General features: G+C 64.5%; 22 protein-coding genes. 6 read left to right on the top strand and 16 right to left on the bottom strand.

Annotation, left to right across the window (positions count from 1 at the left end):
- Positions 1 to 163: 163 nt before the first annotated feature.
- Together CO669_RS25890 and CO669_RS25885 are read right to left on the bottom strand one after the other, a co-directional pair.
- The gene (locus CO669_RS25890; RefSeq protein ID WP_097662860.1) at positions 164 to 580 is read right to left on the bottom strand and encodes a hypothetical protein; all 417 of its coding nucleotides are present in this window, start codon (positions 578 to 580) and stop codon (positions 164 to 166) included.
- A gap of 42 nt (positions 581 to 622) precedes the next feature.
- Entirely contained in the window at positions 623 to 910 is a 288-nt protein-coding gene (locus CO669_RS25885) for a hypothetical protein (RefSeq protein WP_097662770.1), read from the bottom strand.
- 1,202 nt (positions 911 to 2,112) lie between these two features.
- Between CO669_RS25885 and CO669_RS36160 the strand changes: the two genes are divergently transcribed.
- The 3 genes from CO669_RS36160 (at position 2,113) to CO669_RS25875 (ending at position 5,138) form a co-directional block, all read left to right on the top strand.
- Entirely contained in the window at positions 2,113 to 2,286 is a 174-nt protein-coding gene (locus CO669_RS36160) for a hypothetical protein (protein ID WP_198964268.1), read from the top strand.
- 791 nt (positions 2,287 to 3,077) lie between these two features.
- Complete coding sequence (locus tag CO669_RS25880) at positions 3,078 to 4,610, top strand: EAL domain-containing protein (protein ID WP_245444490.1); 1,533 nt, start codon at positions 3,078 to 3,080, stop codon at positions 4,608 to 4,610.
- A 162-nt stretch (positions 4,611 to 4,772) separates the two neighbouring features.
- Positions 4,773 to 5,138: a VanZ family protein gene (locus CO669_RS25875; protein ID WP_097662768.1), complete on the top strand. Its 366-nt coding sequence runs from the start codon at positions 4,773 to 4,775 to the stop codon at positions 5,136 to 5,138.
- Between the two features lie 39 nt (positions 5,139 to 5,177).
- Here CO669_RS25875 and CO669_RS25870 read toward each other — a convergent pair whose 3' ends face one another.
- From CO669_RS25870 to CO669_RS25810, 13 genes are all read right to left on the bottom strand, one after another.
- A complete protein-coding gene (locus CO669_RS25870) occupies positions 5,178 to 5,624 on the bottom strand; it encodes a CHRD domain-containing protein (protein WP_097662767.1) in 447 nt (148 codons plus the stop codon).
- A gap of 137 nt (positions 5,625 to 5,761) precedes the next feature.
- A complete protein-coding gene (locus CO669_RS25865) occupies positions 5,762 to 6,043 on the bottom strand; it encodes a hypothetical protein (protein WP_097662859.1) in 282 nt (93 codons plus the stop codon).
- Positions 6,044 to 6,153: 110 nt separating this feature from the next.
- Positions 6,154 to 6,600, bottom strand: a complete 447-nt coding sequence (locus tag CO669_RS25860; RefSeq protein ID WP_097662766.1) for a hypothetical protein — start codon at positions 6,598 to 6,600, stop codon at positions 6,154 to 6,156.
- 138 nt (positions 6,601 to 6,738) lie between these two features.
- Positions 6,739 to 8,466, bottom strand: coding sequence for a chemotaxis protein (locus CO669_RS25855; protein WP_097662765.1), 1,728 nt, complete (start codon positions 8,464 to 8,466; stop codon positions 6,739 to 6,741).
- A gap of 5 nt (positions 8,467 to 8,471) precedes the next feature.
- Entirely contained in the window at positions 8,472 to 9,563 is a 1,092-nt protein-coding gene (locus CO669_RS25850) for a protein-glutamate methylesterase/protein-glutamine glutaminase (RefSeq protein WP_097662764.1), read from the bottom strand.
- 16 nt (positions 9,564 to 9,579) lie between these two features.
- A complete protein-coding gene (locus tag CO669_RS25845; protein ID WP_097662763.1) occupies positions 9,580 to 10,434 on the bottom strand; it encodes a CheR family methyltransferase in 855 nt (284 codons plus the stop codon).
- 137 nt (positions 10,435 to 10,571) lie between these two features.
- Positions 10,572 to 12,377: a methyl-accepting chemotaxis protein gene (locus CO669_RS25840; protein ID WP_097662762.1), complete on the bottom strand. Its 1,806-nt coding sequence runs from the start codon at positions 12,375 to 12,377 to the stop codon at positions 10,572 to 10,574.
- Positions 12,378 to 12,445: 68 nt separating this feature from the next.
- Positions 12,446 to 12,928: a chemotaxis protein CheW gene (locus CO669_RS25835; RefSeq protein ID WP_097662761.1), complete on the bottom strand. Its 483-nt coding sequence runs from the start codon at positions 12,926 to 12,928 to the stop codon at positions 12,446 to 12,448.
- 64 nt (positions 12,929 to 12,992) lie between these two features.
- Positions 12,993 to 14,687, bottom strand: coding sequence for a methyl-accepting chemotaxis protein (locus CO669_RS25830; protein ID WP_097662760.1), 1,695 nt, complete (start codon positions 14,685 to 14,687; stop codon positions 12,993 to 12,995).
- A 38-nt stretch (positions 14,688 to 14,725) separates the two neighbouring features.
- A complete protein-coding gene (locus CO669_RS25825) occupies positions 14,726 to 15,187 on the bottom strand; it encodes a chemotaxis protein CheW (RefSeq protein WP_198964267.1) in 462 nt (153 codons plus the stop codon).
- Positions 15,187 to 17,262 carry a chemotaxis protein CheA gene (locus tag CO669_RS25820; RefSeq protein WP_097662758.1) on the bottom strand — a complete coding sequence of 692 codons (2,076 nt, stop codon included), beginning with the start codon at positions 17,260 to 17,262 and terminating at the stop codon, positions 15,187 to 15,189. The genes CO669_RS25825 and CO669_RS25820 overlap by 1 nt, the downstream gene beginning before the upstream one ends.
- A complete protein-coding gene (locus tag CO669_RS25815) occupies positions 17,259 to 17,624 on the bottom strand; it encodes a response regulator (protein WP_008142319.1) in 366 nt (121 codons plus the stop codon). The genes CO669_RS25820 and CO669_RS25815 overlap by 4 nt, the downstream gene beginning before the upstream one ends.
- Complete coding sequence (locus CO669_RS25810; RefSeq protein WP_198964266.1) at positions 17,624 to 17,947, bottom strand: STAS domain-containing protein; 324 nt, start codon at positions 17,945 to 17,947, stop codon at positions 17,624 to 17,626. Before CO669_RS25810 ends, CO669_RS25815 begins: the two co-directional genes overlap by 1 nt.
- 237 nt (positions 17,948 to 18,184) lie before the next feature.
- Here CO669_RS25810 and CO669_RS25805 point away from each other — a divergent pair, with 237 nt between their 5' ends.
- The 3 genes from CO669_RS25805 to CO669_RS25795 all read left to right on the top strand — a co-directional run bounded on the left by CO669_RS25805 (position 18,185) and on the right by CO669_RS25795 (position 22,342).
- Positions 18,185 to 19,315, top strand: coding sequence for an HD domain-containing phosphohydrolase (locus tag CO669_RS25805; RefSeq protein WP_097662756.1), 1,131 nt, complete (start codon positions 18,185 to 18,187; stop codon positions 19,313 to 19,315).
- A 187-nt stretch (positions 19,316 to 19,502) separates the two neighbouring features.
- Complete coding sequence (locus CO669_RS25800; RefSeq protein WP_198964265.1) at positions 19,503 to 20,171, top strand: hypothetical protein; 669 nt, start codon at positions 19,503 to 19,505, stop codon at positions 20,169 to 20,171.
- A gap of 20 nt (positions 20,172 to 20,191) precedes the next feature.
- Positions 20,192 to 22,342 (top strand): adenylate/guanylate cyclase domain-containing protein, encoded by a 2,151-nt coding sequence (locus CO669_RS25795; RefSeq protein ID WP_097662754.1) that lies wholly within the window; start codon positions 20,192 to 20,194, stop codon positions 22,340 to 22,342.
- 41 nt (positions 22,343 to 22,383) lie between these two features.
- Here CO669_RS25795 and pobA read toward each other — a convergent pair whose 3' ends face one another.
- Positions 22,384 to 23,556: a 4-hydroxybenzoate 3-monooxygenase gene (gene pobA / locus CO669_RS25790; RefSeq protein ID WP_097662753.1), complete on the bottom strand. Its 1,173-nt coding sequence runs from the start codon at positions 23,554 to 23,556 to the stop codon at positions 22,384 to 22,386.
- Positions 23,557 to 23,602 lie beyond the last annotated feature (46 nt).

Raw genomic sequence — 23,602 nt, 5'->3', positions numbered from 1 at the left:
CTTGTTGCTCCTTCAAACCATGAGTGCTTGCCTGAAGCATAGCAAAAAGGATCGACGCGCCAAACGGCAAAGCAGCGCCGAATTGTCACGCGATCCGCTTATGCGGTGGGGCTATGGCAGATAATTCCTGGCTGCAGCCTGAGCGGGCAGCAAGATCCGAAGACTAGCTGTTGAGCTGCGGCGGCTTGAAATCCGGAAAGCGCGTGAGCATTGCGGTCTTGACGAACTTCAAATGCGCGATGCTGCTCGCCAATTCCTTGAGCCGGCGCTGGCCGTTGGAGATGTCGGCCGCGAACAGATCCTGGTGATAATTGTCGAGCGCCTCACGCTCGAGATACTCGTCGGTGCCGTTTCCGAAGGTGACGGAAGCACGCGCAAGCGCGTCGTCGACACGTCGGCTGAGTCCGACCTGCTCCCTCTCCGCATCTCGTAGTGCCGTATCGATCGCAGCCATGACGGCGCCGATCCTCGCGCGGTCGGTCTCCGCGTCACGCTCTGCGGAGCGGGCCTTGAAGCCCTTGTCCTCACGGCGGGAGCCGAGAAGGTTGTGCGCGCGCGCTCTCAGGAACAGCTGAAACATGTGGGCCATCCCCATTATCGAGATCTAAGCCGCTACCATCGGTCAGGCATAGTTAACAAAGCCTAAATCCTGCGTCCGCACCGCCTGGCTTTGTGCGATCCACACCCGCCAGGCGCCTTCGTGCTTGGAATAGAGCTCAAGCCATCGAACGTCGTCAACCGGGGCGACTTTACCCCCGCCGGCTTCGGCCATGATCTGCACCGTCTCCGTTGATGCAAGATCCAGGGCTTCGAATTCCGCCGTCTCCTCCAGCGAAAGGCCGATCAGCACGCGGTGCCCTTGCGCGTCAACGAAATACCTGCGCGGCGCATTGTGCCGTTGATCAATCATTTGAATGACCCTCGTTCATGATCCAAGGACCTGGAAGATCCCTTAGATGCCGGCCATAGCTACAAACAAACACAATCAGAATGAGGGCGCAGGTCGTCGCGCCCAGCAACGCAATCAGCCACGTCATCTACGCCTATCCGCGCGGCCTTCCAAAAATCGAAGGCCAAGCTCGCCATGAACTGTTCCGTCTTAGGTCGCCTTTCCTGAGCGCTCAAGGGCGACGACGGATTAACCTAACCGCACATGGTTATTTCGACTGCGGCAACGACCGGCATTCCGTCGGGCGACGCATGCTTTTCGATCACGATGGCTGCTGGGGCCGACCGGTCTCCATCGAGGCGGGGGTATAAGGCGCATAAAGACGATATCGTGCCGATCGCTTCCGCGAGCGCCACGCCCGTACAGCATAGCCGCAGCCAAAGCCCGCTGCGAAAATCGAAATCAAAACCAGGACAGCCAGCATTTGGAATGTTCCCACGTTTGCCGGAACGTTCCTCCCGCGCTCATTTCATCTTTTCGTTGCGACGACTTCAAGATCGGTAGCGCCGAAACTTTTGTCAGACGAAGATGAAGTTTGTGCAACATGGTGCTCGAAGATTGGCCGGCACGCCGGGGCACGAAGTGCAGGGAAGAGGCTCCAGTTCTTTTTACCAGAACTCGACACGCCGGCACCATGAACCCTCGTTCATCTGGCGCTTCAAACGTTGGCGTCTGCGCTGCGCGCTGATCGACGCGGGAGCTGAGCAAGCGCCTCGTCCTTCGAGACGACCGCTTCGCGGTCTCCTCAGGATGAGGCTAAGCGTCATTGAGCCCGTTGACGCTGCTTCCGCGCGCACAGGTCCTCATCCTGAGGGCCCGCCAACGGCGGGCGTCTCGAAGGATGGCCACAGGCGAAAGCGATCTTCGAATGCGATGCCAGATTCCGGAAGCGGACAGCGGGTGGCGCTCAATGCCTGCTGCAACGAGGCTCATCGTCGCGCTCGCGCGAAATACCGTGGTTATACGGTGCCTCGCGGGCCGATTTCATCGCGGTAAGGTTGAGAGGTTAGCTTAATCCGCGTTGTTTGTTGCGAAGTCTCGCGAAACGCATATCCATCTTCGCACCAGGCTCCCCCAAGCCTGGCCCCACCCAAGCAAAGCCGTCGAGCGAACATGGGTCGCTTGGCGGCTTTGTCATTGTGTCGAAGAGGATCATTTCGGTTATGGCGCGCAAGCCCTGGTCGTTCAAGGAAGACCGCCGGCTCATGGAGTTGGCGAAGTCTTCGGCTTCGCTGGAAGAGGCGGCGAAAGTTCTCGGACGCTCACCCGATGCAATCAAGCGCATGGCTCTGCGGCTTGGTCTTTCGTTGAAGTCGAAGCCGGGCAAGAAAGGCTAGGCCGGGAACCGCTCGTCGCGGACAACAGCTTTCCTTGTCCGCCATTTCGGCAACACTCCAAGCAGAGCCCGTGCAGTTTTGCGCCCTTGCAGCACGGAACCAGAGCAACCGTGAGATGTTAATACCAGACGTCGCAGTGAGGTCTGGCAGTGCTCCATTTTGCCATTTCCGCAATGTTGATTTGGCTCGCGATCAACATCGCCTTCGTCGTGCTCCGGCTGCGGGCCGCCCGCGGTCCCGCCGCGTCCCACACCGTTGAGTCCAGCAGACCTTATCCAGAAGCCATCGCGGCCCGCCCACGGTGAACCGAGTTCAGCGTGCTGCCTCCGGTCTCCCGTCCCGGTGAGCCTAATTGCGCGTCTTCTTCTGTGAACCCATTCCAGGGCTGGTTCCGTAGTTGGGGGTGCCCGTCCCCTTGAAAGCTCCACCCATACTGTCCGAGCCGGAATTCGTCGCTGTGCCGCTGCGGGTGGACGATGTGGGCTGATTGCCCGATGGCTGGTCCTTGGTTCCCTGCGCCCAGGCCGCGGAGCTTCCGACGACTAACGACAGGAGGAGGCTTAACGTCCTGATCATACTGCTCAACTTTCCTTGCTTAGGCCGCGCGACCATTGGCCATGCAAACCACTCGGAGCCCTTCGGGACCGGTCTGGCCGTTAAACCCTATCTTAGCCCCCTCTGGCTAGGATCATTCGCAAGATCAGTCCCCAGCCTCTCCTGAATTCCGCCCGGACCGGATGAGACTCCTGCGACCGAACCTTCCATTTGTGGCGCTCGTGCTTGCGAGCACGATGGCTTTTGGGCTGGCGGGCCATTTCGCGGCGGAGACCGTCATCCGCCACCAGCAGGTGCACCAGCTCAACGAGCTGACCGAGGTCGTCCTGCGTCGCTCCGAACTGGCTGTCGATTTTGCGGCGGCCAGCCTCGACGAACTCGCCAAGCGTGATCTCGCCAGCTGCGCGCCGGCAGCGCTGCAAGCCGTCCGGCTCCACGTCTATCAACGCTCGGCGATCAAGGACGTCCGTCTCGTCAATCCGGACGGATCGGTGATCTGCTCGGCCTATTCGGAGACGCTCGAGTTCGACAAGGGATGGGCGGACCGCCGTGACATGCTGCCCTCGCACGACAGGAAGCTGTCGCTGTTCCGCGTCGAGCAGTTCGGCGGCGACGCATTGGGCGTGCTCAGGGACGTCAATCGGAGCTCGGCGCTGGTCGCCATTGTCGGCATCGGCGCCGGCCTGTTCGATCTCATGCCTGCCGAGCTGCGCGCGCACAGCGAAGTGGTCCTCGCCTTGAGCAATGGCGAGAAGCTCGGCGCATTCCGGCTCGATGCCGACAGGCCGCTGCCAGGGCCGATCAGCTTCGACAGGCATTCCACACGCTTGCCGCTTCACGCCACCATCCGGCTCGAGCGTGCAGTTCTTTCGAGCTGGAACAGCGAGTCGTATTGGCCGGCGCTCGCACTCGCCCTTGGACTTGGTGCACTCTTCGGCATCCTGCTGGCACGCAGCCGCCGGATGGAAGGGCCGGTCGCCGATCTCGATCGTGCCCTCGCAGCCGGCGAATTCAAGCCTTACTTCCAGCCCATCTTCGAACTCAGGACGGGCCGGATCACGGGCTGCGAGGTTCTGGCGCGCTGGGTTCGTCGGGACGGCGCGGTGGTGCCGCCCATGAACTTCATTCCGCTGGCCGAATCCAGCGGGCGCATCCAGGTGATGACCTGGCAGATCCTGAGATCGGCGCTGTCCGACCTGCAGGCCGTCTTGAGGGCGGACAAGAGCTTCAAGATGTCCGTGAATGTCGTGCCCAAGCATCTGCTGAGTGCCGGCTTCGTGGAAACGCTGCGCCGCACGGTCCTGGCGGCCAGAATCTCCGCGCGCCAGATCGTGGTCGAAGTGACCGAACGCGACGAGCTCGACGATCTCACGCACGCAGCAGCCGTGGTGGCCGAGCTCCGCGACCACGGCTTCCGCGTCGCCATCGACGACGTCGGCGTTGGCCATAGCGGGCTGTCGCGGCTGAAGGGGCTCGGCGCCACTGCGATCAAGATCGACAAGTTCTTCGTCGACACCATCACCGTGGACGCATCGACGACCACGATCGTCGAGATGCTGGTCGCGCTCGCCAAGGACTTGCGGATGTCGGTCGTTGCCGAAGGCGTCGAGACGGAGGAGCAGCGCCGCGCGCTGATCGCCTCCGGCGTCGAGGAAGGTCAGGGCTATCTCGTCGCCGCGCCGCTTCCGTTTGCCAAATTCAGCGAGCTCGTCGAGTCACGCCGCAACGCCGCGGTCGCCGCGCCTTCCGGCGATGTCCTGGTGGCCTGACCGGCTGCGCCGGAGGACATCCCCTCGTACGCCACGCAAGCTTCCACGGCTCCGATGCCCCGGCGGCGGCTGGCTTTTGGCCGTTCGCGCCCGAACGGCGGATGCTTTAACGATATTCTCGTCTTTCAAAGCGGGGGGGCAGCCAAGCGGCTATGGTGGGCCATGCGTCGAAACCACCTCATTGCGGCCGCGGCCATCTGCCTCGCTCTCATCGTCTATGCCACCTTGGCAAGGCTGGCGGGACGGCCGGCGCTGATGGGGCATAGCGAGGCCTACTGGATCGTCGTCATCGAGCGCTTCAGCGCCTACGGCCTGCTGGGTTTCCTTCTGGCCTTCCTGCTGCCCGGCCGCTTGGTCCTGGCCTGCTCGCTCGTCTTGGCGGTCGCAACGGGGCTCGAAGTCCTGCAGGCGCTGACCCCCGATCGCGATCCGGGCTTTTTGGACGTGCTGCAAAAGGCGGCGGGCGGAACCGTCGGCGTCATCCTCGCCCAGACGATCCTGGCCTTCCTGCCCCGGCCGCCTGCCTGACGCGCACGCGCTGACAATGTGTTCAGCGCCGCAGTCCTCCTACTTCATCATCTGCCCGCGCAGCTCGCCGCCTGGATTTGCGGCCGTGTGGATGTTCGCATACCACTTTCCGGCCAACAGATCCGCCGCCTGAGTGTCCGTCAACGTGGCATTACCCTGGATCGGGCTTTGCACCGTCTTGAACGGCAGCGCGATGCCGGCGTTCTTGCCCGCTTCGCTCGGACCATGGAAATGAGCCCCCATCGCCGGCCCCGTCAGATCGGCATAGGTGACCGTATAGGTCAGGACTTTCGTCTCGGTGTCGAACGCGGCCTCGGCCTTGCCTGAACCGGCGGAGCTGTTCGGCGGCACTTCATTGCTGCCCTTGAGGTCGGCCCGCAGCTTGACGACCTCCGCACGCGATGGCGCGGCCGTGACGGTCAACAGCCCGCCGAGCACCGCCGCTCCAAACAAAGTCACCCCGACCCGATAGTTAGCGTTCCTCATGGCATTCTCCTGCAGGCTCTATGACCCGTCTCGGTTGAAACTCCGGTTCCGGCCGGATCTTCCGGAAGACGAGACTATGCCTGATTCGCGAAAGCCTATCGGATGTCCGGGCGCGCCGGAGCGTGGGAAGCGCGTGCCTAGGCGGCCCCGCGCTCGCGGAACCCGGTTGGCTCCAGCAGTTCGGCCATGTGCCTGTGCGTGCTCTGGAGCGCGGCGATGGCGCCGTCGAGATCGAAATCCGCTTCGCGGATCGATGCGAAGAACTTGGCGGTCAGCGCGAGATCAAGCTTGACCCGCGTCGCACCGTCGCGGCTCTTGCGGCGGTCGAGCGACAAATGCATGGCCCGCAGCCTGGCTTCCGCCGGCGTGCAGCCGCTGAGCGTCGCAAGTTCGTCGTATGTCATCCAGATCTGAGGCATGTCGTCGTCCGTCACTTACAGCGGCCTCATCCTTAGCCGTCAACGCCTAAACGCACCGTTGCCGCACGGCGGTCGCAGCCCGTTTCCACCGCGACAGCGTCAACGCAAGACTAAGATGCAGGAGGCCGCGGAGGTGCCGGAAAATGGCGCGGCCGCGAACGGCTGTCGATGCCCTTCGGCAATTTGTCATTGAGCTTCACGACGGCGCAGCGCGCCTCCGCAGCCGGCGCATCGTCCTGGCTGTAGATCAGCGTCACCTCGAACATCACGTCGGGCGCTTGCTTCGCCGTTCCCGAGCACGTCGCCATCGCACCGCTGCACACGCCCGCGAGTTCGACCTCGACCTCGTCCAGACCGAACACGGTCGGCGGCCCGTCGGCATGGCGCCGCGTGGTCAGCACGGCCGTGAAGCGCTGCTCGTCATCGAACTGATAGGAGCCGCCATAGGTGAAGAAGCTGTCGCTGCCGGAAATCCGTCCTTCCGCCAGATGCACGATGCCCGTGCCCTGGGCGCGCGGAGTCCTGAACCAGGCCGCGTATTTGCCTTCTCTCAGCATGGAAACACCCGTCGTAAAATTCACTGGTATTTGCAACCAACTCTGGGGCGCGACAATGACCGAGGTGGCAAGCATTCCGCCACGGTTAACGCCCTGCAAAGCCGACCCGTCAAATTGCCGCCGCCCGAGGCGGCGCCGTCAGAACAATTCTATGCCGTCGTCCGCGGTCTCGACCGTTTCCACCCGCCGCGCGGCGGCGGTCGACTGAAGTCCGAGCGCTTGCATGACGTCGCGATGAACGTCCCGCTCACGCTCCATCGTGTAGCGTGCGTAGAGATCGTCGAGGATCGCCTGATCCTGCATCTCCGGCTGGAGCCGCTGCGCGCCACCGCTCGCGGTCTCGAGCCGCGTGGCGACTTCGGGCAGAGCAGCGGAGCTTTCGCCGAGCGTGGCCATCAAGCCCTGGGCCGAATTCATCAGCCTCTCGAACTCCGCGCCTTCGTTCACGAGCCGGCTCATCAGCTTGCCGAGCCGTTCGTTGCCGGTCTCGACCTCGCGCAGCGCCAGAAGGATCTGCGGCTCGAGCTTGGCAAGCTGCGTGGGATCACCCTGCACGCGAAGCTCCTTCAGCTGATGGGCCGAGCGCTCGATACCGTCGAGCACCGGTCTCAGGCGCCCGGCCCCCGCCGAGACCTGGTCGGCGGTCGCCTTGAGCTCGTTGGCGATGACGACGAAGGCGCTGCCGCGGCTGCCGAGATGGCTCGCTTTGAGGCCGGCATTCATTCCGATCAGCGTGATGTCGACGGTAGCCTCGGCAAGCCCGGCGATTGCCTCGCGAAATTTTGCCAGCGAGTCCTCGACGATCGCGAGCGCTTCGTCGACCGAGCGGCCCGCACCCTCGCAGGTGGCGATCAGGGTCGAGGCGTGCGCCAGCGCCTGCTTGATGCGTGCCAGGAACGACGAGGAGCCGCCCTCCTCGCCGCCGAACAGCGTCCGGCCGTCGCCGGCGACGCTGCCCGCATCGTGCAGGATGGCGGTCAGCGCGCGGACGATCTGGCCGACATCGCCGCCGAACTCGCGCTGGGCATCCCTGAGCTGGGCCGCCTGCAACTGGCAAATCGCGCGCACGCCGTCATCACTCGGAACAGGTTCGGGGACCAGGCTCGGCGCGGATTGCGACACGAGGCTGAGGCCGTGGGACACGTGTTCGAGACGCTGCCGCGTGCTGTCGCCCGCCTGCAGCGAGATGATCGCGCTGCCGACGGCCTCGGCGATCTTCCTGGTGCTGGAACCGGCGCGGTCGGCGAGATGACCGCTCTTGTTGCGCTGGTCGCGCAGGCCCGCATAGGCGGCGCCGAGCTCGGCGCTCTCCGACATCAGCTGGGCCCGGTAGCGGCTTTCGAACTCCTTCTGCCGGCCGGAGGCGGTTGCAACCGCCTCGGACAGACGCTGCTGGTCCCGCGCACAGCCTTCGATCGAGTGCTGCACGGCTCTGCCGAGATCGTAGGCCTCCTGGGTGAAGGCGAGAAAGCCCTCACGGTCGCCGTCGAGCGAAGCCGCCTCGATCCGCGCACTGCGCGCGATGATGGTGATCATCCCGATATGCTTGAACAGCGGCTTGAGCAGCGAGGACGCCTCCGCCGTGCTCTTGCCGATCGTCTCCAAGAGCGCGCTCTCCGCCGGCAGCGCCTGCGCCAGCTCGCTCAGACGCGCGGCGATCTCCTGCAGCGCCGTCGCGGCACCCTCGATCTCGGCACCGGAGAGCTCGCCCGAGAGCGTCGCCAAGCCCTGGTTCAGCTCCTTGAAGATGAGATGGCCGCGTCCGAGCTCGTTGCCGACGCGCGCGAAGACGTCCTCGATGCGCGAGGAGACGTCCTCGGTCGCGGCGGTTGCCTCAGCGAGCGTGCTGGCCGGAACGACCGACATGACCATCAACCCGCCACCACAGCGTGCCCGGCCTGATACCAGTGCATGATCTCGCGCGGGATGTGGTGCAGCGAAACGACCTTCTCGACGCCGCCATGGGCGATGGCCTCCTTGGGCATGCCGAACACCACGCAGCTCTCTTCGTCCTGCGCCCGCGTCGCGGCGCCGAGCTTGCGCATCTCCAGCATCCCGCGGGCGCCGTCATCGCCCATTCCGGTCATGATGACGCCGAGCGCATTGGCGCCGGCATGCTGGGCCGCCGAGCGGAACAATACGTCGACGGAGGGACGATGCCGCGACACCGGCGGGCCGTCCTTGATCGCGATCTGGTAGCGCAGGCCGATACGCTGGAGCAGCATGTGGCGGGCGCCGGGCGCGATATAGGCGCAGCCCGGCAGCACCGGCTCACCATCCTCGGCCTCCTTGACCCTGATCTGGCAGACGCCATCGAGCCGCTTGGCGAACGCCGCGGTAAATCCGGCCGGCATGTGCTGGACGATGAGAAGCGGCGGACAATGCGCCGGCAGCATCTCGAGAACGTCGTTGAGCGCTTCAGTTCCGCCCGTCGAGGCACCGATGCAAACGATGCGCTCCGTCGTCGGCCGAACCCTGCCCTGCACTGGCGGCGGGATGATGGCGTCGGCGGTCAGCTTCTGCTCGACCGCCCGGCGTTCCGTACGCGGGCGAACCCGCGCGCGCGCTGCCGACTTCACGGCCTCGCGCAGCCGCGTCGAGCATTCGAGCAGCGCCTGCCGCGTGTCGATCTTCGGCTTCGGCACGATGTCGACCGCCCCCGCCTCGAACGCCTCGAACATCACGTTCGAACCCTCTTCGGTCAGCGACGAGCAGATGATCACCGGAATCGGACGCTGCGCCATGATCTTGCGCAGGAACGTCATGCCGTCCATGCGCGGCATCTCGAGATCGAGAATGATGACGTGGGGCAGCTCCTTCTCGAGGCGACGGGCCGCGACGAAGGGGTCGGAGGCCGTCGCCATCACCTCGATATCGGGGTCTTCGGAAAGGATCGTCTGGAGGATTTGGCGCACCGACGCCGAATCGTCCACGATCAGCACGCGAACTTTCTCCCTCGGCATTCTGGTTGCGCTCCGGCTAGACCTGGAAAATGGTTGGCTGAACTTGCTTTAGACCCGGCACTGCACTGTGGATCATCGATTCCGAATGTCCGACCAGCAGGTAGCCGCCCGGACGCAAATGGCTGCACAATTGCTCGACCACCTTACGCTGGGTCTCGCGCTCGAAATAGATCAGGACGTTGCGGCAGAAGATGATGTCGACGTCTCGATCGACGGGGTAGGATTTGTCCATGAGGTTCATCCTCATGAAATGAGTGGTGCGCCGCAACTCGGGCACGACCCGCACTTCACCGCGCGACTTGTCCCGCGACGACGAAAAATACCGCTTCACGAATTGCTCCGGCACGGGAGCGAGCACGTCGCGGGTGTAGATCGCCGTCTTGGCAAGGCGCAGCACCGCGGTCGAGATGTCGGTCCCGAGGATGCGGTACTGGAAGCGCGAGCCGCTCCGCGTCATGTCGTCCAGCACCATCGCGGTGGTGTAGGCCTCCATGCCGGTGGAGCTCGCCGAGCTCCAGATCTTCAGGCTCGCGTTACTGCGTCCATGCGACCTGAGCAGGCCGGGAACCGCGACCTCACGCATGAAGGCGAAGTGCTGCGGCTCGCGGAAGAAATCGGTCTTGTTGGTCGTCACCACATCGATGAGATGGGTGAGCTCGGTGTCGAAATGGTCCGCCTCGAACAGGTTCTCGACATATTCGTTGAGATCGGAGAAATTGAGCGCGCGCACGCGCTTGTGCAGCCGTCCCTCCAGCATCAGCCGCTTGCCCTGTGGCAGCTTGATGCCGACCTGGCCTTCGATCAATTCGGCGATGGTCCGGAAGTGACGGTCCGACAGATGGACGGCCGTATCCTGCATGGCGGGCATCATGGATGCCAGCCCCGGTCGGGAATGGCCACCTGCACTGAATGTCGGGCCATCCTGGCCATCTTCAATCCTACGCTTCTATTGGACGAGTTGGGGACGGATCGGCGCGCCTCGACGGCGGGCCGATCCGTCGAGAGACATCAGCGCTGAAACTCGGCGTCCCGATCGTCCTCGCCATCGTTCATGTCGAAAGCAAAGCCACCGCCGCCTGCCGCCTTCACGGCGCGCGCCGGCCTGACGTGCACGACCTTCTTGCCCGGACGCTCGGCGACAGCCATGGTGGCCGCCTTCGCGCGCAACTGGGTGACGGCCCGATCGATCGGCGCCGACGCCGGGCTCTTCGTGGCCTGCTCGATGCGGAAATAGGCAATCGTGGACTGGAGTTGCTCGGCCTGCGAGGCGAGCTCCTCCGACGTCGAGGACACCTGCTCGGAGGCGCTGGCGTTCTGCTGACCGACCTTGTCGAGCTGCTGGATTGCCTGGTTGATCTGCGCCGATCCCACATCCTGCTCGCGGCAGGCCGCGGTGATCTCCTCGACCAGCTCCGCGGTTTTCTTGATATCGGGAACGAGCTTGGCGAGCATGGAGCCGGCCTCCTGCGCCACCTTGACCGTGTCGGCCGAAAGCGTGCCGATCTCGGCCGCGGCCGCCTGGCTGCGCTCGGCAAGCTTGCGCACTTCGGAAGCGACGACCGCAAAGCCCCTGCCGTGCTCGCCGGCGCGCGCGGCCTCGACCGCCGCGTTGAGGGCGAGCAGGTCAGTCTGGCGTGCGATCTCCTGCACGATCGTGATCTTCTCGGCGATGGTCTGCATCGCGTTGACGGCGCGACCGACGGCAGCGCCCGAGGCTTCCGCATCCCGTGCCGACTGCGCCGCGATCTTCTCGGTCTGGTTGGCGTTGTCCGCGTTCTGCTTCACGTTCGAGGCCATCTCCTCCATCGAGGACGAGGCTTCCTCCGCGGACGAGGCCTGCTCGGTCGCGCCCTGCGAGAGCTGCTCGGCGCTGGCCGAGAGCTCCTGGCTGCCGGCCGAGACGTTCTGCGCCGCGGTGAGGGCTTCAGACACGATCTGGCGAAGCTTCTCCACCATGCGCTCAAGCGCAAGACCGAGCGTGTCCTTGTCCGACAGCGGCTTGGCTTCGACCGTGAGGTCGCCTTGCGCAATCTCGTTGGCGACGGCCGCGGTGGCGTTCAGATTGGCGGTCATCGCGTTCAGGGATTTGACGAGATCGCCGATCTCGTCGTTGCTGGAAGCATCGATCTTGTGGCTGAGATCACCGACCGCGACGGCATCCGCGAGGCCAACGGCCTTGGCGAGAGACCGGCTGATATTGAGCGAGATCCAGACTGCGCCAATCGCGGCAACGATGAGCGAGACGATCACGAGGACGATCAGAATCAACTGGGCACGACGGCTGTCTTCGTTGGACTGCACGGCCTGCTCGGCCATCTGCCTCTTCGTATTGACGACATAGGCGCCCATCGCCTCCGTCGCATCTGCAACCACCTTGCGCCCGTCACCCATCGACCGCTCGGCGGCCTTGGTCTTGTCCGTCCTTGCCAGCCTGATCGTCTCTTCCTGATAGGCGTTCATTCTGGCGTAGGCACTGGCGAAGTTGTCGAGCAGCTTCCTGCCGCCTTCGCTGGCCAGCGCGTAGACCTCGTCCCTGATCTTCGTGGCCTCATCGCGGAGCTTGGCCGCGTTCGCAGCGAACTCCTCGGCTTCGCTTGGCGTTCCCAGAATTGCGTTCTTTTCCGCCCTGACCTGCTGCCAGATGATCTTTTCGACCTCGGCTGCTTTCTCCATCCGCTTGGCGCGAAGCACCATGGAATCGGCGGTCGCGGCCATGTCGGACAACTTCATGTAGCTCACGGCGCCTGCAACCATGAACAGCAGAATGACGACGCCAAACGCACTGGCGAGCTTGGCTTTGACGGTGAATCTCATTTTCAGTCCCGTTGGTTCGGATTCGAATTTGGAGTGCTTGGGTTCAACCACGATTCACTCGTAAAAACTCAGGCGGCGCGGGGCGCATCCGCATCGCGCCCTTCCGGAACCTCGTCGTTGGCCATCAGCTTGGCGAGATCGAAGATCACGACGAACTTCTCGCCCTTGCGGCCGATGCCGGCGGCATAGTCCGACTGCCATTTCCCGCCGACCTCGGGCACGGGCTCAATCGCCTGCTCGTCGATGTCGGTGACCTCGAACACGCAGTCGGCAACGAAGCCGACGCCGACCAGGCGATCCTTCATCGGCACGTCGAGGATGATGATGCGGGTCGCTTCCGTGGCGGCCACGCTCGGCAGGCCGAGCTTCTTCCTGAGATCGACGATCGGATAGCCGCTGCCGCGCACGTCGATCATGCCGAGCAGGAAGTCCGGGGCGTGCGGAAGCCGGGAGATCGGTCGCATGTCGAGAATTTCGCGGACGTTGCGAATGCTGATTCCGAACGTCTCGCCGGCAAGCCCGAGCGTCAGATATTGCGAAGTTGCGGCCATGATGCGGTCCGGATTCCGAGGATTTGGAAATGAGTGCGGTCCGGCGCGAGGCCGGACCGGTTGATCAGCGCTGGAACTCGGCGTCGCGATCGTCTTCGCCGTCATTCATGTCGAAAGCGAAGCCGCCGCCACCGGCGACCTTCATCGCACGGGCCGGCTTGCGGGCAGGCGCCGGCTTCTTGGTGCCGCGATCGGCGGCCGCCATGTGCGCAGCCTTGGCCCGGAGTTGACCGACGGCGCGGTCGATCGGCTCGACCGCCGCCTTCTCCTTGCGCGCATCCTCGATCCGGAAGAACGAGATGGTGGACTGCAGCTGCTCGGCCTGCGAGGCGAGCTCCTCCGACGTCGAAGACACCTGTTCGGACGCGCTGGCGTTCTGCTGGCCGACCTTGTCGAGCTGCTGGATCGCCTGGTTGATCTGGGCCGAACCGACGTCCTGCTCGCGGCAGGCCGCAGTGATTTCTTGCACCAGCTCCGCCGTCTTCTTGATGTCCGGCACGAGCTTGGACAGCATGTCGCCGGCCTCCTGAGCGACCTTCACCGTCTCCGTCGAAAGCGTGCCGATGTCGGCGGCCGCTGCCTGGCTCCGTTCGGCGAGCTTGCGCACTTCGGAGGCAACTACCGCGAAGCCCTTGCCATGCTCACCGGCACGGGCGGCCTCGACAGCCGCGTTGAGGGCCAGCAGGTCGGTCTGACGGGCGATCTCCTGGACGATGGTGATCTTCTCGGCGATGGTCTGCATTGCCTGGACTGCGCGGCCCACGGCAACGCCACTGGCCTCCGCGTCCTTGGCCGACTGCCCCGCAATCTTCTCGGTCTGGTTGGCGTTGTCGGCATTCTGCTTCACGTTCGAGGCCATCTCCTCCATCGACGAGGAAGCCTCCTCGGCGGACGAAGCCTGCTCGGTCGCGCCCTGCGAGAGCTGCTCGGCGCTGGCCGAGAGCTCCTGGCTGCCGGCCGAAACGTTGCTGGCCGCAGTGAGGGCCTCTTCGACGACCTGGCGAAGCCTCTCCACCATCGCGTTCAGGGATTTGACGAGATCGCCGATCTCGTCATTGCTCGAGATGTTGATCGTCTGGGTCAGGTCACCGCCCGCCACGGCACCGGCAAGATTGACTGCGCGGCCAAGACCGCGCGCGATGCTGATGGAGATCCAAATTGCGGCTGCCAGACCAATCACGAGCGAGGCCACGACGGCCGAGATCAGCAGCAGCTGGGCCCGGTTGCCGTCTTGGTGCGCCTGCGCGGCCTGGTCGTTCATGTTCTTCTTGACGTTGGTGACATAAGCGTTGCCGGCCTCCATCGCCTCGCCGACGGCCTTGCGAACGTCGGTCATGGAGCGCTCGGCCGCCTTCGCCTTGTCCGTCCGCGCGAGCTTGAGGACCTCATCCTGGGCCGCGTTCATGCGCGTGTAGGCGACACCAAAATTCTCGAGCAGCTTCTTGCCTTCGGGTGAGGCCGCAGCGTGAATCTCTTCCTTCAGCTTGAGAAGTGTCTCGCGCTGCTTGGCGATCTCGGCAAGGAAACGTTCCGCCTCGCTCTCGGGAGCGACGATGATGTTCTTCTCGGCGCGGACCTGAAGCAGAATGCCCTTTTCGATCTCGGCGGCTCGATCCATGCGACCAGCGCGTGACACCAGGCTGTCGGCGGTGTCGATCATCTCGGTCAGCTTCACATAGGCGAGGCCGCCCGCCGCCATCGAGAGCAACAGGACCACGCCGAATGCACTGGCAAGCTTTGCCTTGACCGTAAATCTCATTTGCAGCCCCTACCCCAGTCTCAGCCCGAGACCTCGTTTCAATTCAGGATGCGTTCCATGTTCGGAACGATGACGAACTCTTCACGCCACTTCGCAATGAAGCGAATGAACTCCGGCTTCCAGTGCATGCCGACCCGCGGCGTCTGCTGCACGTCGGTCTGCGATATCTCGGTGACCTCGTAGACCTTGTCGGCGGTGACGCCGACCAGCACCGGCTCGCCGTCGAGCTCGAGCTCGATGACGACGATGCGCGTATCCGCGGAATCGTCGAGCTGCGGCATGCCGAAGCGGATGCGCAGGTCGGCGAGCGGAATGACGTTGCCGCGCACGTTGATCACGCTGGGAACGAAGGCCCGCGCACCGGCAACCTTGGTCACGGGAACCGGATCGATGATCTCGCGCACGAGACCCGCATCGAGCGCGAACTTCTCCTCGCCGAGGCCGATCATCACGACCTGCATCGCGCCCGACTGATGCTCGCCGGCCAAACCCTCGTTCATCACGCCGCCTCGCTGATGTGCTGCTTTTCGACCTTCGACTGCGCCAGCGCGACGAGCTGCGCGACGTCGAGGATCAACGCCGCCGTGCCGTCGCCCAGGATCGTCGCGCCGGAGAAGATCGTGACGTCCGAATGCAGCTTGGAGAGCGACTTGATCACGGTCTGGTGGTTGCCGATGATCTGGTCGGCGACGAGACCGACGTGGGTTTCGCCGGTCGAGATGATGATCGTCTTCTGGTGCCGGTCGGGCGTGCCTGATGCGGCCATGATCTCGCGCAACCGGAGGAAGGGCACGAGATTGCCGCGCACGTTGAGGAAATTGCGACCACGGGAACGTTCGTCCTCGGCGGTCAGCTCAATGCACTCCTCGACCGCGGACAGCGGGATGATGTAGCGGCCCTCGCCGACGCGGATCAGGAGGCCCTCGATGATCGCGAGGGTCAGCGGCAGGCGCAGCGTCACGGTGGTACCCTGGCCCGGCCGGGTCGACAGGTCGATCGTGCCGCGCATGTTCTCGATGGTGCGCTTGACGACGTCCATGCCGACGCCGCGGCCTGAGAGCGCCGAGATGGTCTGCGCGGTCGAGAACCCGGGGTGGAACAGGAACTGGTGGATTTCGTGATCGGTCAGCACGGCGCCCGCCGCGATCAGACCCTGCTCTTCCGCCTTCGCGCGGATGCGCGCGGTGTTGAGGCCGCCGCCATTGTCCTTCACGGTGACGAGCACCTGCGCGCCGGAGTGAACGGCGGCGAGCTCGATGCGGCCCTGCTCGATCTTGCCGTTGGCAGTGCGCGTCGCGGTGTCCTCGATGCCGTGGTCGATCGCGTTGCGGATCAGGTGCACCAGCGGATCGGCCAGGCACTCGATCATGGTCTTGTCGAGTTCGGTATCTTCGCCCGAGGTGACGAATTCGACGGGCTTGGACAGATCGCGTGACAGGTCGTGCACGAGACGGCGGAAGCGGCCGAACAGCGAACCGATCGGGACCATGCGCGCGCCCATCGTGGTGTCGCGCAAGGACGAGGCGAGACGTTCGATTTCCTCGGCGATCATCTTGATCGAGAGGTCGGAGCCGGAGGCGGCGAGCTGGGTCAATCGCGCCTGGGCAATGACGAGCTCGCCGACGCGGTCCATCAGTTCGTCGAGACGCTCGGCCTGGACGCGCACGGTGGCGATGCCGCGATCGTCGCGCTTGCCCTCGGACTTCGGTTCAGGCTTCGATTCGGATTTCGGTTCCGCCTTGGCGACGGGCTGATCGGCGACGGGCGCGGGCGCAGCCTCGCGCGCCGGCGCAGGCATTTCGGCCGCGGGGGCCAGCTCCTCGTCGAGCAGCTGGAACAGCGGCGCCTGCGCAGGCGCTTCGGTATGCTCCAGCGGCGAGAGCGTCAGCTTCATCTCGTCCTGCACGAACATGAAGACGTCGTCGATCGCGTCCTTGTCGCAGGCCGCATGCAGCTTGACGTCCCACTTCAGATAGCAGTCTTCCGGTTCCATCTCGTCGAGGAACGGGACGCCGTCGGTGATCGGCACGACGAAGCACGGACCGAGCTTGCAGAGATCTTCCAGCAGGTCGAGCGGGTTCGAGCCGTTGCGCAGGATGTGGGATTCGAATTCCAGATTGAGATGCCAGCCGGCCTGCTTGCTCTCGGCCGGAACCAGCGCGGGCGCTCCGGCGATCTCGACGACCGCGGCGGCAGGCTGGTCGGCCGAGACGAAACGCTTGAGGTCGTCGAGGATGGCCTCGCCGATGATATCGTCGGTCGACTGGGGATCTTCGATCAGCGCCCGGATGTAGTCCTTGGCGGCGAGCGCGACCGAGATCAGCTCCTGGGTCGGCTTGATCTCGCCCTTGCGGACGCGGTCGAAGGCGGTCTCGAATTCGTGGGTGAAGGAGGCGACCTTGTCGAAGCCGAACATGGCGCCCGATCCCTTGATCGTATGCAGGGCGCGGAAGGCGGAATCGACCAGTTCGCGGTCGTCGGGACGCTGGCCGAGATCGAGCAGGGCCCCTTCAAGCACTTCGAAGAGCTCGGCGGCTTCCTGACGAAAGACCTCGGTCGGGTCCATCGCGCTCATGCGCGCACCAGCTTGCCGACGACGGCGAGCAGCTGCTCGGGCTTGAAGGGCTTGGTGATCCAGCCGGTTGCGCCGGCGCTCTTGGCTTCCTGTTTCACCGTGTCGTTGGATTCGGTCGTCAGGAAGACGATGGGCATGCCGACCGCGCTCGGAAGCTTACGCAGCGCGCGAATCAACTCCAGCCCGTTCATCACGGGCATGTTGAGGTCGGTGATCACGAGGTCGAGCTTGCCGGCCTGCGCCTTGGCGAGCCCCTGCGCACCGTCGCCAGCCTCGATCACGTTGTGACCGGCCGGCTCGAGCACGACCTTGATCATCTGCCGGATGCTGGGGGAATCGTCGACCGTGAGAATCGTGGCCATCAGGTGCCATCTTTCTTTTGCGGGAAATGCTGATCGATCATCGCCTCGCTGGCGAAGCCGGCACGGCGAAGGGTGTTGCGAAGGGACTGCGAGAAGGCGGTCATGACCACCGGGCGGCCTTGGGCCGCGCCCGTCTTGGCGGTCGACAGCAGAAGCTGGATCGAAGTCACGTCGGCCTTGTCGACGCTCGAACAATCGATCTCGAGCCGCTCCTGGCGACCGAACGCCTCGCGGATGAGATCATAAACGCTGCGAATGGCAGCGATGCTGCAATCGGCGGGCAACCGCAACGACCACTTCGGCTCCGTCGGATTGAGCGCCATCGCTGCCCCCACCCTTGCTAAATTCCGATACACGTTTGACGTGAATCGAATGAGGAAACTCCTAACGCTGAGGTCCGTACAACTACGGGCTACATTTCGCCGGAATTCGCGCAAGCGCATGCAGACGTGCACAACTCGTCGAAGCGGGTTCCCGTGCGACGCATTTGCTTGGCGTTAAATTCGCTCGGGCTATTGCTTGTAATCGTGTTCTTTCCAGTGAAGAGAGCCCGGCCACTGATGCTGACCCAAGCCCTCCTGGTTGACGACAGCCGCTCCGTCCTCAATTTCCTGAAACGCCACATCGAGGCCGAAGGTCTGGTCGAGGCCACCACCTTCCTCGATCCCGTGGAGGCGCTGGCCTGTGCACGAGAGCGCGTCTTCGACCTCGTGCTGGTCGACTACGAGATGCCGCATATGGACGGCATCAGCTTCATCCGCGCTCTGCGCAACCTCTCCGGCTGCGCCGACATCCCGATCGCCATGATCACCTCGCGGCAGACCGACGACGTCAAGATGGAAGCGCTGCAGGCCGGTGCAACCGACTTCCTGCCCAAGCAGCCGCAAAGCGTCGAGATGACGGTGCGCCTGCGGAATTTGATTCAACTTGGTGCAGCCGTGCGCAAGCTCAACGACCGCGCGGCCCATCTGGCCAGCGAAGTCGAGGCCGCGACGCGAAAGCTCGGCGAGCGGGAGGAGGAGATCATCTTGCGGCTCGCGCTCGCGGTCGAATTCCGCGACAACGATACCGGCGAACACACGCTGCGGGTCGCCCGATACAGCCGCGTCATCGCCGAGCAGCTCGGCCTGCCGGCCCGGCTCTGCCGCGACATCTATCTCGCCGCGCCCCTGCACGACGTCGGCAAGGTCGCCATTCCCGACAACATCCTGCTCAAGCCCGGCAAGCTCACCGACGAGGAGATGGCGGTGATTCGGACGCATGCGAAGATCGGCGAGCGAATCCTGGCCGACTCCAGCTGCGAGCTGATCCGGCTCGGTGCGCAAATTGCCGCAGGCCACCACGAGCGCTGGGACGGCGCGGGCTATCCGAGCGGCCTCAGGTCGGATGAAATCCCGGTCGCGGCGCGCGTGGTTGCGGTCGCCGACGTGTTCGATGCCCTGACGACGCGGCGGCCCTACAAGGAGCCGATGCCGCTCGAGGTGGCGCGCAATTACCTGGCCGAGAACAAAGGCCGGCAGTTCGATCCGGCCTGCGTCGAGGCCTTCCTGTCGCGCTGGGACGAGGTGATCGAGATCGCCACCGATCGGCGGACGACGCCGTTTCAAAAAGCCGAGGCCCCTCTCGCTCCCGCTTTGGAGAGTGCGGCTGAGAATGGTCCGGTCAACGACCAGCCAATCCCGGCCGCCTGACATCATCTATCCGCCAACACTTTGCCGCGACTTGATTTTTCTCCGGTCGCCGATTTGAACCTCTTCCTGATAAAGTGCACCAATATCAAAGAGTGATTCCGGTCACACTTGCCCGGGCGATCCGCTGCTAAGCATCGCTCCGGGACGGGGACCGGCAAAGTATCGGTCGAATGGAATGAGAAGACCCATGAGAAGCCTGATCGGCGCTGTCGTCGGCGCGTTGTGTACTGCGGCTCCCGCCCTGGCGGAGACGCCGGCCGCGATCGTCGAGGATGTGCAAGGCAAGGTCGATGGCGTCGAGTTCATGGACTACGTCGCTGCGGGCAAGATCATCAAGCTCGGACCGAAGGCCAGCATCACGCTCAGCTATCTGAAATCGTGCCTGCGCGAGACGATCAGCGAAGGCGTCGTGCTCGTCGGCGCCGAGCAAAGCACCGTGCAGCTCGGCGACGTGCAGCGTGCCAAGGTGCCCTGCGACACCAAGGCGGCGCAGCTTTCCGAGCGCGAGGCGAACCAGAGTGCGGCGACCACATTCCGGACCATGCGGGCCGATACCAAGGCCGCTCCGTCGAAGCTGCCGACGATCTACGGCGTCGCGCCCATCGTCCAGGCCAAGAGCGGCAGCACGCTGGTGATCGAGCGCACCGACGGCAAGGAGCCCACGATCAGCGTTCCGCTCAAGAACGACGTCATGACCCGCGGCAAGTTCTACGATTTCGCCAAGGCCGGGAAGTCGCTGACCCCGGGCGGCAGCTATCTCGCGAGCATCGGCAGCAAGCGTTACACCTTCCAGGTCGACGCCAGCGCCACCGCCGCGCCGACCCCGATCATCGGCCGCCTGCTGCGGCTCGAATAAGCAGACCTAGCGACGGGGCGATGCGGCGGATCGGGGGACGGGACATCGTTGCAGCGATCCTGATTGCGCTCGTTGCGGGCGCAATCTTCACGTCTCCACCGCTGCAGACGCTGCCAGGCCTCTCACTCGACATCCTCACCGCCCTGCGCGGCAAGCTCATCGGCGATCACCGCGATCCCGCGACATCGCCGGTCGTCGTCGTGGCGATCGACGGGGAGACGTACGAGACCCCACCCTTCCAGGGATCGCCGACGCAAACCTGGACGCGCGAGATCGGCCGGGTGCTCGCCAGCGTCGCCGAAGGCGGCGCCAAGGTCGTCGGCTTCGACGTCATCTTCAAGAATTCGATCGAGCAGTCGGAAATTCCCTTCGGCGACACGTCGTTCGGCGCTCGGCTGAAGGGATTTGACCGGGACTATCTCATCGCGCTCCGGCAAATCTCCGACGGCGGCAAACTGGTGCTCGGCGAAATCCTCAGCAACGACCATCCTGACGTGCCCTATCGCGCACAGCAGGTGGCCGTCCGCAACACTGTCCGGGCGCTCAATGTTCACACCGACCCTGACGACGTCATCCGGCGAATGCCGCTGAGCTTTGCCATCGAAGGACGGCCAGTCCCCGCCATGGCGGTCGAGCTCGCCGCCCGCGCGACGGGCGCAAAGCCGGAGATCGCGCCGTCTGGCGCGACCGGATTGTCCGGCTACGCGATCCCGAGTGCGGTGCCGAATACCGTAACGCTCAACTTCCGGGGGCTGGGCCGCGACATCCCGACCTACTCCTTCGTCGATCTGCGCGCCTGCGTCGAAAAGGGTGACCGCGACTTCTTTCGCCGCGCTTTCGACGGCAAGGTCGTGCTGCTTGGCACGATCCTGAATTTCGAGGACCGCAAGCTCACCTCGATGCGCCTGTCCGGCGGCTATGATGGAACGCCGGCAGAGCGGTGCGCCCTGCCTGCGCCGGCAAGCCCGCCGCAGAAAGCCCGCAGCGACGTCGCGGGTGTCTTCGTCCACGCCACCGTGGTGCGAAACCTGATCGAGCACGACGCGGTGACCGAGCTCGGCTTTCCCCTGCGCACCATTCTCACGATCGCGTTTGCCGCGATCATCGCCTGCGCGGCCTGCGCCTTCGCACCGACCACCGCCGCGATCGTCTGGCTCGCGTCGACCGCCGTCTATGCGGCGATGGCCGTCGCCGCCTTCGTCCACGCCCTGGCACTGCCGCTGACCGAGCCGACGCTCGCGAGCCTTGCGGCTCTCGCGTCGATGATCGGCTACCGCTTCGTGCTGGCCGACCGCGACGAGCGCTTCCTGCGCAAGAGCTTTTCCCTCTATCTCGCCCCTGAGGTCATCAACTCCATGGTGGCGTCGGGCAAGATGCCGGCGCTCGGCGGCGAGATGCGCAACGTCACCATGTTCTTCTCCGACCTCAGCGGCTTCTCGTCCATTGCCGAGACCATGACGCCGGGCGAGCTGGTGACGCTGATGAACGAATATCTGTCCGCCATGACCGACATCATCGAAAGCCACGGCGGCTATGTCGACAAATACATCGGCGATTCCATCGTCGCCATGTTCGGCGCGCCGGCCGACGATCCCGCGCACGCACGCAACGCGGTTCACGCCGCGCTGAAATGCCACGACAAGCTGGCGGAGCTCAACGCCAATCACCCTGCCTTCGCCGGCCATCGCCTGTCGCACCGTATCGGGCTCAACAGCGGCGAGGCCGTGGTCGGCAATATCGGCTCGCGCCGCCGCTTCAATTACACGGTGATGAGCGACACCGTGAACGTCGCCTCGCGGCTCGAGGGCGCCAACAAATATTACGGCACCGCGATCATGGCGTCCGAAACCACGATGGCGCAGACCGGCGACACGTTCGGCTGGCGGGAGCTCGACGCGATCCGGGTGCTCGGCCGCGGCGAGGCGATCAGGGTGTTCGAGCCGCTGGCGGAAACGGGCGCGGAGAGCGCCGCTCAGACCAAGGCCGCCGCCGCCTATGCGGAAGGCCTCGCCCGCTGGCGCGCGCGGGATTTTGCCAAGGCAGCCGACGCGTTCGGGCGGACGGCGGAGGCCGATCCGGCGTCCGCGTTGTTCGCGAAACGCGCGCGCGCCTTCGCCGAGAATCCACCGCCGCCGGATTGGACGCCGGTCAATACGCTGGAAGGGAAGTGACGCCTCTTATCCTCCCCTGAAGGGCGGAGGGAAGAAGGCATCTAGAACGGCAGCCCCACATAATTCTCCGCAAGCAGGCGCTGCGCCGTCTCCGACGAGAGCAGATACTCCAATTCCGTCTGCTGCAACCGATCCTCGTAGTCGAGCCGGTCGGGGAAGCGATGCAAGAGCATCGTCATCCACCAGGAAAAGCGCTGCGCCTTCCAGATCCGCGCCAGCGCCTTGGCAGAATAGCCCTTGAGGCCGGAATCATCGCCGCTCTGATAATGCGCGAGCATGGCGTGGTAGAGATAATAGATGTCGGACGCGGCACTGTTCAGCCCGCGCGCGCCCGTCGGCGGCACGATGTGTGCGGCATCGCCGGCGAGGAACAGGCGGCCGTAGCTCATCGGCTCGGCGACGAAGCTGCGCAGCGGCGCGATGCTCTTCTCGATCGACGGTCCCGTGATCAGGTTGCCCGCAACCTGTTCGGGCAGACGCCGCTTCAGCTCGGCCCAGAACGCATCGTCCGACCAATCCTCGACCTTGTCGGTTAGCGGCACCTGGACGTAGTAGCGGCTCAGCACCTGCGATCGCAGCGAACATAGCGCAAAGCCGCGCTCGTGCTTCGCATAGATCAGCTCCGGCGACACCGGCCTGGTGCGCGACAGCACCCCCAGCCAGCCGAACGGATAGACCTTCTCGTATTCGCGCAGGACGTCCTTCGGAATCGACCTGCGGCTGACGCCGTGGAAGCCATCAGCGCCGACGATGTAGTCGCAATCGACGCGGACGGCCTCGCCGTTCGACCGGTAGGTCACGTAGGGCCGGTCCGACGTCAGATCGTGCGGCGTCACGTCCTCCGCATTGTGCACGACCTTGCCGCCGAGGCGATCCCGCGCCTCGTAGAGGTCGCGCGTCAGCTCGGTCTGGCCATAGACCAGCACCGAATTGCCGCCGGAATGCTTGTGCAGATCGATCTTGGACAGCACGCCGTCATGGGCGATCTCGAACCCGGTGTGAATCTCACCCTCGCGGTCCATCCGCTCGCCGCACTGCGCCTCGCGCATCAACTTGGCGAAACCGTGCTCGAGCACGCCGGCGCGGATGCGGGCGAGCACGTGCTCCCGGCTGTACTTTTCCAGCACGATCGTGTCGATACCCTTGAGGTGCAAGAGCTGGGACAACAACAGCCCGGACGGCCCGCCGCCGATGATACAGACCTGAACCTTCATTTTTGCGTCCTCCCGTCGGCACTTTTTTGCAGATTTGATGCCGCAG

The sequence above is a fragment of the Bradyrhizobium sp. Y36 genome (assembly GCF_002531575.1).
Classification (GTDB): domain Bacteria; phylum Pseudomonadota; class Alphaproteobacteria; order Rhizobiales; family Xanthobacteraceae; genus Bradyrhizobium.
The sequence above is the reverse complement of the archived record's forward strand: the minus strand, read 5'-3'. Positions and strand labels throughout refer to the sequence as shown.